At 29.5% G+C, this 2290-nt stretch carries 4 protein-coding genes; 3 read left to right on the forward strand and 1 reads right to left on the reverse strand.

Annotated elements, in window-relative coordinates; genetic code table 11:
• Positions 1-8: 8 nt before the first annotated feature.
• The 3 genes from ACRDBA_RS16930 (at position 9) to ACRDBA_RS16940 (ending at position 1715) form a co-directional block, all read left to right on the forward strand.
• Complete coding sequence (locus tag ACRDBA_RS16930) at positions 9-158, forward strand: DUF3871 family protein (protein ID WP_438574109.1); 150 nt, start codon at positions 9-11, stop codon at positions 156-158.
• A 170-nt stretch (positions 159-328) separates the two neighbouring features.
• Positions 329-919 carry a tyrosine-type recombinase/integrase gene (locus tag ACRDBA_RS16935; RefSeq protein ID WP_438574106.1) on the forward strand — a complete coding sequence of 197 codons (591 nt, stop codon included), beginning with the start codon at positions 329-331 and terminating at the stop codon, positions 917-919.
• Between the two features lie 412 nt (positions 920-1331).
• Entirely contained in the window at positions 1332-1715 is a 384-nt protein-coding gene (locus ACRDBA_RS16940) for a hypothetical protein (RefSeq protein WP_438574107.1), read from the forward strand.
• A gap of 70 nt (positions 1716-1785) precedes the next feature.
• Here ACRDBA_RS16940 and ACRDBA_RS16945 read toward each other — a convergent pair whose 3' ends face one another.
• Positions 1786-2154, reverse strand: a complete 369-nt coding sequence (locus ACRDBA_RS16945; protein WP_438574108.1) for a DMT family protein — start codon at positions 2152-2154, stop codon at positions 1786-1788.
• Positions 2155-2290: the final 136 nt, after the last annotated feature.

Consider the following 2290-nt stretch of genomic DNA (forward strand, 5'->3'; position numbering starts at 1 on the left):
AAATTTCAATTTGGAAATTCTACAATCTTTTGACAGGTGCTAATAAATCATCTTATATTGATTCTTTTCTTGATAGATCTTTAAATGCGATAGAAATATCAAAGGGAATAAATCAAGCATTAAAAGGAGATGATTTATATTCATGGTTTCTTAAATAAGAGAAAATAAGGATACTTTCATTATAAGGTATCCTTATTTTTTTGAAGATAATATTCACTATTATTATTAGTGAATGTTTTGTTGATTATCAATGCTTTATATACAAGCGTTACGGGAGTGAATAAAAATGATATTCACTTTTGTTTTTAATTATATATAACTGAATATTATGAGCTTAAAATATACAATTACTACAGCTGATTATCTTGATTGGAAAGAAATGACCTCATTAGTTCGAAATTTATATAGAGATGAAAATTATAAGTTTTCATTATTAATTGCATTAGGTAGTTTTTGGGGGTTGAGAATATCTGACCTTCTTTCATTACATTGGTGCGACATTTATAAGAAGGACTCATTTATCATTAAAGAAAAGAAAACAGGGAAGGCAAGAATTATAAAGATCAATGATCAACTTAAAAGGCATATAACAGACTGTTATACGTCAATCAAGCCAATATCTAAAAACTCATATATCTTCTTAAGCCAGAAAGGATCTGTTTATTCAATTCAAAGAATAAATATTGTGCTTAAAGATATAAAGCAACAATACTGTTTGAATATAAATAACTTTTCATGTCATTCACTTAGAAAAACTTTTGGTCGTGAGGTTTATAATCAAAATTCAGATAATGCTGAAATGGCATTAATCAAATTGATGGAGTTATTTAATCATTCATCTATTGCGATCACAAAGAGATATTTGGGATTAAGACAAGAGGAGTTGTTAAGGACTTATGAGGAGCTAAAATTTATTTAGAAAATTATTTTTAATTGAAATCATGAGTTAGTCATTATATATTATTTGTTTTTATTATTTTTGCCGTAATTCTAAAAGCATAAAGCGTTATGTGTTTGGAAGGACATAAAAATTAAGTTACATAGAGCGTTTAAAATATTATCCTTGCTTAGAAAATCGCCAAATTTTAGTAATCTAAGGATAGTAGGAACAAACGTTCACGTACCTTGTCATATATCTGCTTCTTAGGGAGTGCTATATAATGATAGGGGCGTGGGCTGTTTCTATTATTTAGATTACGGGCGTTTGGCGATGCCTCTAAGCAGATAGTAGTTAACAGTTCCCACGCTTTTATATTTTAATCCTATTATAGGGAGCTTAATGGGGCAAATATTATTTACCTATGAAAAATTTTAAGTTTATAGCATTTCTAATGATGTTGGTTTTATGTTTCGGATTAATTTCTTGTGATAAAGATGATGACAAAAAAGATGTTGTGTCTCCTTTAGTCGGTACATGGCGTGAAGCTCATCATCCCACAGAGATATCTGAAATAATATTTAATAATGATAATTCTGGAACTTATATTTTAATCGATACAAGTTCAGGTAAAGATGATGTATATCTAAGAAAGCCATTTACATATGACTTTAATGAAGAAACGAAGGTTATTGATATGGTTTTAAAATATGGTGATAGTAATACTGAACGGTGGAAAGCTGACGTTATAGGTTTAAGCTCTGATAAATTGATTCTTAAATACACAATTGAGGGAGCTACTAATAGTGAACCTACAATTTATAACAGAAAGTATTAACCCAATAAAAGAAAAGTCGGAGCATTAATTAGCTTCGACTTTTTCTGTATTAAGATAAACTCTAAGCTCTTTACTTCATAAATACAAAATATACTGCTCCTATCAAACAGCCAAAGGCTGCGAAGTGATTCCATTGTAAGCTCTCACCTTTAAAGAATATAACAGTGAATAAAGTGAATACAATAAGCGTTATTACTTCCTGAATGATTTTAAGCTGCATTAAAGAGAAAGAACCACCGTTACCAATATATCCATATTTATTAGCTGGAATTTGCAGTGAGTACTCAAAAACAGCCAGTAGCCAACTGATTAAAATAATGCCGTAAAGAGGCATATTTGATATAACTTTCATCTCTTCTAACTTCAAATGTCCGTACCATGCAAACGTCATAAATATATTAGAGAAGATTAACATTATGATTATAATATATGGATTCATATTTATATGATTGATTATGAGTTATTTATGTTTATTTATTAACAGGGGTGAATGTATTGCACTGTATTCGAAGAGAGCAATAAACCAGCTGAACAGGATGATTCCGAATAATGGGAGCGATTCAAACCAGCTGAAT

Origin of the sequence: Clostridium sp. (assembly GCF_051654825.1) — a bacterium.
GTDB lineage: Bacteria > Bacillota > Clostridia > Clostridiales > Clostridiaceae > Clostridium.

Excerpts from the sequence above, each read along its gene's own strand:
- ACRDBA_RS16935 (WP_438574106.1), top strand. The coding sequence starts at position 329 with ATGAGCTTAAAATATACAATTACTACAGCTGATTATCTTGATTGGAAA.
- ACRDBA_RS16940 (WP_438574107.1), top strand. The coding sequence starts at position 1,332 with ATGATGTTGGTTTTATGTTTCGGATTAATTTCTTGTGATAAAGATGAT.
- ACRDBA_RS16945 (WP_438574108.1), bottom strand. The coding sequence starts at position 2,154 with ATGAATCCATATATTATAATCATAATGTTAATCTTCTCTAATATATTT.